This is a genomic window from Pseudomonadota bacterium, assembly GCA_030859565.1.
GTDB lineage: Bacteria > Pseudomonadota > Gammaproteobacteria > JACCXJ01 > JACCXJ01 > USCg-Taylor.
This window is the reverse complement of the sequence record JALZJW010000041.1, coordinates 21651-28022: the sequence shown is the minus strand read 5'-3', so window position 1 is coordinate 28022 and position 6372 is coordinate 21651. Positions and strand designations below refer to the sequence as shown.

The 6372-nt window shown below is 66.8% G+C and carries 4 protein-coding genes; 1 reads left to right on the top strand and 3 read right to left on the bottom strand.

Annotated elements, in window-relative coordinates; genetic code table 11:
• The first annotated feature begins 180 nt into the window (after positions 1-180).
• Entirely contained in the window at positions 181-366 is a 186-nt protein-coding gene (locus tag M3436_08200) for an EAL domain-containing protein (protein ID MDQ3564108.1), read from the top strand.
• A gap of 56 nt (positions 367-422) precedes the next feature.
• On the opposite strand, the gene M3436_08195 is transcribed toward M3436_08200, so the two are convergent.
• The 3 genes from M3436_08195 to M3436_08185 are packed head-to-tail and all read right to left on the bottom strand — an operon-like array spanning position 423 to position 6367.
• Complete coding sequence (locus M3436_08195; protein MDQ3564107.1) at positions 423-3881, bottom strand: FAD-dependent monooxygenase; 3459 nt, start codon at positions 3879-3881, stop codon at positions 423-425.
• Entirely contained in the window at positions 3878-5272 is a 1395-nt protein-coding gene (locus tag M3436_08190; protein MDQ3564106.1) for a cytochrome P450, read from the bottom strand. Before M3436_08190 ends, M3436_08195 begins: the two co-directional genes overlap by 4 nt.
• Before the next feature lie 3 nt (positions 5273-5275).
• Positions 5276-6367 carry an ERG4/ERG24 family protein gene (locus M3436_08185; protein ID MDQ3564105.1) on the bottom strand — a complete coding sequence of 364 codons (1092 nt, stop codon included), beginning with the start codon at positions 6365-6367 and terminating at the stop codon, positions 5276-5278.
• Between the last annotated feature and the right edge of the window lie 5 nt (positions 6368-6372).

Here is a 6372-nt window from a genome sequence, read left to right as displayed (position 1 = left end):
TCTTGGGCAACCAAGATCCGGGCATGATCTCGCTACCGTCCGTTACCACCATTGCGCGGATCACGAGATTCTCAAGCTCGCGTATGTTGCCCGGGAAATCATAGGCGCATAAGGCTACCAGGGTCTCGCGCCCGCTGGCGGCGGAGCGCGTGATGCGGAGTATCGTGCTTCATCAAGAACATGCGACACGATCCCATCGATCCTGCAATCGCCGAGGCCATCCACCGGATCGGCCGTGTGATGAGCCTCAAAACCATTGCCGAGTCGGTGGAGGATACGCCGACGCTCGAGGCCCTCCGGGCGATCGGCGTGGATTACGCCCAAGGGAGGGAGATCGCCCCGCCGAGAGCGCTGAATCTGAGCTGAGGGGCCAAGCGCACTTAAGGGGGACCCCAGGTACGGAAGTACGGAGGGCGTCGTTGCTACCCGCCCGCCCGGAACGCTTGCGGCACCGGCGGTGCGAAAGCCGGGGCCAGGGGCGAGTCCCCGAGCGCCAGCGAAGCTGGCCGGGGCCGAAGGCGGCCCTGCTTGGCGCGCCGAGGATGCAACGCCGCCCGCTCCGCGCACCGGGCCTGGTACCGGCCCAGGGCCCACAGAGGGAAGTAGGCGCGGTACAGCGTGTAGTCCAGGAGCGCCGTACGGAAGAAGACGCCCGCCATGTCTTGCGGCGGCCATTGGCCGCGTACGTCTTGCCTGCGCGAGAGGTAAGCGGCGCCCTGCTCGATAGCGGCCCAGGCGGGTTCGCGGGCTTCGATCAGGGTCAGCAGCGCCCAGGCCGTCTGGATAATCTGGCTCTCCGAGTGCTCTGTATAGACGCCGGTCAGACAACCACTGTGGTGCTCGCCCCAGCCGCCATCGGGCCGCTGGCGCGCCAAGAGCCACCGGCAGGCCTTGCGGATGGAAGGATGAAACACCGGTGTGCCCGCGGCCAGCAGGCCGCGCACGCCGAACATCGTACCGTAGATGAGGTACACTCCCCAGGCTCCGGACCACGCTCCGTCGGACCGCTGGCTGGCATGAAGCCAGCGCGCCGCGCGCCCGATGGCGCGCTCGAGCGCTGGCGCCATGAGATCGGGATAGCGTTCCCCGACCGCGGCGAGAGCGGCGATGCAGGAGGATGTACACTCGACCCAGGAACGGTCGGTCATGGAGTCGGCAAACATCTCCGCGGGATTCAGCCACTCGATCCTCCAACGCGTGCCGCTCGCCTCGTAGCTGCCAAAGCCGCCATCGGTGTTCTGGCAGCGCAGGATAAACGCCACGGCTTCGCCGAGAGCTTCCGGGTCCGGCGGCGGGCCCGGGCGCGCGAGCAGCGCCAGCACTGCCTCGGCCGTGCAGTCGCTCACCGGCCAGCCGTGCCACACACCCGCAAAACACCATCCGCCCTTGGGGTCGATGCGGAAGTTCTCGTCAATCCCGCCGAACGTCTGCCGGATCTGCTGACTCCGGAGAAAGGCCACGCCCCGCGCCCTGGCCTCCCCGGAGCCGGGATGCGCCCCGGCGGCCGCCAGCGCCTGCACCGCAAAAGCGGTGTCCCAGGAGGCGCTGCGCGCTCCGGTGACCCGCGTCCCCGCCTGATTATCTTCCCAGATCCAGCCTTCGAAGCGCTTGTACGCGCGGAGCAGATCGTGGTCTCCGGGGTCGTGGATCCAGAGGGCGATCATATTGAGTAAGCCGCTGACCGGCGAGATGCTGGTGTGATCTGTCGTCCGCAGCTCCCAGCGGATCCGCTCGCGCAGCCGCTTGACGATCGGCCGCCGCGCCGCGCCGGGGCGCCAGCGCTCCACGAGCGCGCCGAGCGCCCAGAGGCCTCGAAGCCAGAGCGTCGGGGGCGCAACCAGATCCCCCGGCCGCAGCGCCCTGCGGCTGGCGGCAACGTGCTTATGACCCAAGGGGTACAACTCCGTGCGCAAGGCCTCGATCACGGGTGTGCAGGATGTCTGATAGCGAGAGGCGTAGATCACGCTCATTGCCAGGTAGATGAGCCGGCTATGGCAGTAAAACCGGCCCGGGTGCAACGGCATCCAGCGGGGCAGCCGCCAGGCCTCGGGCGGCAGCGGGTTGAGGCCGTCCCAATCATAGAGGTTCAGCAGCGCGAGCCAGAGCTTACCCCAGCTCGGGATGGCCGTGACCCCGCCTTCGGCCGCGATGAATCGGGCCGCGGGGACCAGCAGGGGATCCTCCCGGTTCACCCCTAACAGGCGCGCGGCGACATAAACCAGGGCAGTGACGAAGAGGTAGGGTGAGGACTGGGGGTGCAAGCCCCAGAGTCCCGAGCCCAGTTGCGTGCGGCGGAAGTGAAGGCACAGAGACGCCTTTCGCCCAACCCCGATCGAGGCGCCGGTGATATGGCACATGAGCACGTACTGCGCCGCCAGCATCGGGCACCAGATGACCTCTCCCTCCCAGCCGCCGCCCGGCAACTGCTGGCGAATGAGCGCGCTGACGGCAAGTTTAAGAGCCGGGCCGCCTTCGGTATCCTCTAGCTCCTCATTATCCTCTGCCACGGGCTCGGTACCGGTGCCGCCCACGATCGGCGCGGACGCGGTTCCACGACCCTCAGGCGTGAGGGCCCAGGCGCGGCCGGATTGGGTCGGCAGGATCCCGCGCAGGAGCCAGTGCAGGCGCCCGGCCAGCGCCCGGGCCACCGTTGCCGCATGAGACCACTCGCCCCGCCACAGCGCCTCGCTGACGATCGCTGACAGGGCATGGGCGATGGCACGGACAAAAGAGCACGCAAACAGAACGGTCCGCGTGTCTTGGCAGGCGAGATAGCGCATCGTGCGCGTGCGTTCAGCGTTGCTCTTGCGCCACATCCGATAAATGGCTTGGCGGGTGGCGTCGGCTTCTTCGCTGCTCTCGGTCAGGGCCTGATAGAGGCCGACGGCCAGTAGCTCGGCGACCCGCGTGGCCTGCCGCCGGCGAGACTGATAATCCGCCGGATCCGCGCACTCGGCGAGGCACAGGGCATCGCCGAAGCCCAGGGTTATCCCGACCGCGGTCAAGGGGTGGTGATGGCCGACGGCATCCCCGGCAAGAAACACGTGATCGCGGCCGTAGTCACTGCGCGCCCTGATTTCGTTGGCCGCGCCCTCGAAGGTCCCCGTGAGGAGGGCCGCGCGAAAGGTCGGCCGCAGCGCGCTAGGCAGCACCGCCGCATAGCCCTCCCACAGGTAAGCCGCACGCTCCTGGCGTCCGCGGCGGTGCACAGGCACGTCCAGGATCAGGCGTACTTGATGCGGGGTAATGCGGTAAGCGAGGACCGGGCCGGGGCCGCCGAGTAACACATGCCCAAACCCCTCGAACGGGAGCTCCACGTCGCGAAGCAATAGGCCGACCATACGCGAGCAGATGGCGTGATCGACCGGCAGGCCGAGGCTGGCGCGGACAATGGAGCGGCGCCCATCCGCCCCCACAATGCGGCCGGCGATGATCGAGCCCACTCCACCCCGCTGCACATAGCGTACGCTGTGACCCTCGATACGGCGCACCCGTGCCGAGGTCAGATAGTCCACATTGGGGTGCGCGGCGGCGGCGGCGCGCAGGGTCCCAACCAGCGCGCTGTGCTCACAACTGAGTCCCGGTGCCCCGCCGGCGTAGGGCAGGAGGCAGGGCGAGGAACCGTCGTCCGGAAACACCACAAAACCCTGACCAGCCGAGTGCTCCGGGATCGCGGCGGGCAAATCGATGCCGATCTGTCGCAATACCTCTATGGCGGGGGGATGCAGCCACTCTCCGGCCAAACGTTGCGCCGATCTCGGATTGGCCTCAAACAGTGCGACCCGTGCCCCGCGGCGGGCATGGGCCAGGGCCGCGACCGCGCCGACCGGTCCCGCGCCGACCACGGCGACGTCAAAGTGTGGGACCCTCGACGCTGTCATAGGTTGGGGCCGAGCGATACGGGGCGGCGCCGGTAGCGAACCCGGCACGGCGGCCGCGGTCCGGTGACCCAGCTTCCATAATCCGGTGCGGGCGGCGGCGAGATCAGATCGAGATCGTAGCGCGACAGCAACAGGCTCCACAGGGCTTTGATTTGCATGTACGCGAAGTGCATCCCGAGACAACGGTGCCGGCCGCCGCCAAAGCCAATCAGCACATGGGTCCCCTGTTTGTGTTCCTCGCGCGGCGGGGCGAACCGATCCGGGTCGTAGCGCTCGGGGTCCTTGAAGACCGTGGGCAAGCGGTGCGAGAGGAGGGGTGAGACCATGGCCAGGGTCCCGGCTCGAATGCGAAAGCCGTGGTACTCGAGGTCGCCGAGGGCCTTGCGCACCAGCAGGATGAGCGGCGGATGCAGGCGTTCGCCTTCACGGACGGCGTGCTCCAGCGCCATTTGGCTCTTCAGGGTATCCAGGCTTAAGGTCTGGCCCTGAGCATAAACGGCCTGGATCTCGGCCACGACCACGGCCAGGTACTGGCGGTGCCGCAGCAGATCGATCCCGACCCAGGCCGCGAGCACGCTGCTCGTGTGCTGACCCGCGAACAGCACGGTGAGCAAGAGACCGGTGATTTCCTCATCGCCGAGCGCACTGCCATCGGTATAGCGCGCTTCCATCAGCGCCTGCATGAAGTCGCCCGGGCGCGTGCCGGTCCGCCGCCGCTCGGCCAGGATGCCGCGCATCAGGGAGGCCACTTGGCGGCGGGCCCGGTCTCTCTGTATATGGCCAGGGATCGGCAGGCGCGGAAAAAAGAACCCCAAGGTATTGATCCCCCGCTGGAGATCGTGGTAAAGCTGGGCGAAGCCGGTATCGAGACGCGTGCGGATCTCCTCCCCGAGCAGGCAGCGGCTGGCGATGTTCACCGTCAGCTCGTTGGTGACCACCGGGAGGTTCATCTCGCCTTCGTCCCCCCATCTTGCGGTGTAGTCCTTGATTTCCTGATCGATGAGGCGAGCATAAGTGTGCATGGGTCCGCCCCGCATCAGGGGCGCGAGAAACCCCAGTTGCTCGGCCATGCGCTCGGGCGCGACATCGTAAGCCACACCCTTGCCGAAGATTGGGACCGTGAACTGGTAGACCTCGCGCGCGCTCAACTGATCGTCCGGGGCGCGGAAGTAAGCATCGTGGGCTTCGGGTCCGGCGAATAGAACGACCTCGCGCCCGCCAAGCCGGAACTGGAACAGCTCTCCATGCGCCCGCCAGGCCTGCTCCAGCAGGCTCAGCGGATCACGCTGAAAGGCCAGGGCCTGGCCCAGCACCGGCAATCCGCCGCGCACTCGCGGGATTGGTCTGCAGGGAGGCGTGCCGGTGACGACGGGATAGACTTGGGGTTCCATGAGTTAATAGACGAAGGGCAGCATGCGGAAGCGTGCCCTGTGCGTGTATTGGGTCCAGAGCGCCCCGTATTTCGCGTAGCAGCGGCGCTCGTCGCGCCGGGCGCGGTGGATCAAGAGGGCGATGAGCCAGGCTGGAAGCAAATAGGGTAGGACCGAGTCGAAGCCGGTGGTGAGCGTGAAGGCCAGGTAGATGCAAATCTCGCCTGAATAATTGAGGTGCCGCCCGATGCCCCAAAAGCCCGAGACCAACAAGCGGCCGCCAAGGGTCTCGGCGGGCCGCCCCCAAATCCGGACGCCGGCGTCGGCCTTGAAACGGTGTTTCTGCTCATTGGCGCCGCGGAACAGCCAGAAGCCGAACAGGAAGAGCGCCGTGAGGGCCACCGCGGCAGAGGCCGGCAGGGGATCGACCTGGTGGACGAGAAACCAGCCCGGCAGGGAATAGAAGAAGGGGACGAGCACGTAATCACCCCATATTAGCATCCCACCGAAGCGCTCGGCGACGATGTCCGAGGTATAGAGCATGCCGTATTCGAATTGAAAGTAGTTGCCGATGTAGAGCAGGGTGAAGATCTCATAGAGGAGCATCGCGCCGGACAGCGTCCCGTAAATCTCGTACTGCGCGACGGCAAATGCCGCATTGAGCAGCCCGAGCCCGATGAGCGACGGGCGGTAGCTGAAGAGCTTGAGATCGACGCCGGCGAGCCGCGGGTTCAACTCAACGCCGAAGTACAGTCCGCGCAAGGTCTCCGCCAGACGATTTTGACCCTTCTGCGCGGACGGCTGCTTGCCACGGAGGAATACGATCCCGGTGAGCACGAATGCAAACACATTGGCCGCGAGAAAAATCGGCAGGAAGTGGCGGTAAAGTACCGACAGGGACCACCAGCCGAGTAGCTGCCCGAGCGCCGCCACCAGGGCAACCAGCAGGAAGACCCGTAGTCCATTGAGGCGGTAGGCGAGTCGCCCGCCCGAGGGTAGCGGCGCGCCCTGTGCTTCCGGGCCCGGAAGCAGCCGCGAGCCGGCGAACAAGAGAATCACGAAGGCCGCGACTCCGGCCAGCGCCTCCAAGCTGGTGCCAGTGTTCAGGCTGCTCATCTAGG

Bases quoted from the DNA above. Each gene is read 5' to 3' on its own strand.
- M3436_08185 (MDQ3564105.1), bottom strand. From the start codon at position 6,367: ATGAGCAGCCTGAACACTGGCACCAGCTTGGAGGCGCTGGCCGGAGTC.
- M3436_08190 (MDQ3564106.1), bottom strand. From the start codon at position 5,272: ATGGAACCCCAAGTCTATCCCGTCGTCACCGGCACGCCTCCCTGCAGA.
- M3436_08200 (MDQ3564108.1), top strand. From the start codon at position 181: ATGCGACACGATCCCATCGATCCTGCAATCGCCGAGGCCATCCACCGG.
- M3436_08195 (MDQ3564107.1), bottom strand. From the start codon at position 3,881: ATGACAGCGTCGAGGGTCCCACACTTTGACGTCGCCGTGGTCGGCGCG.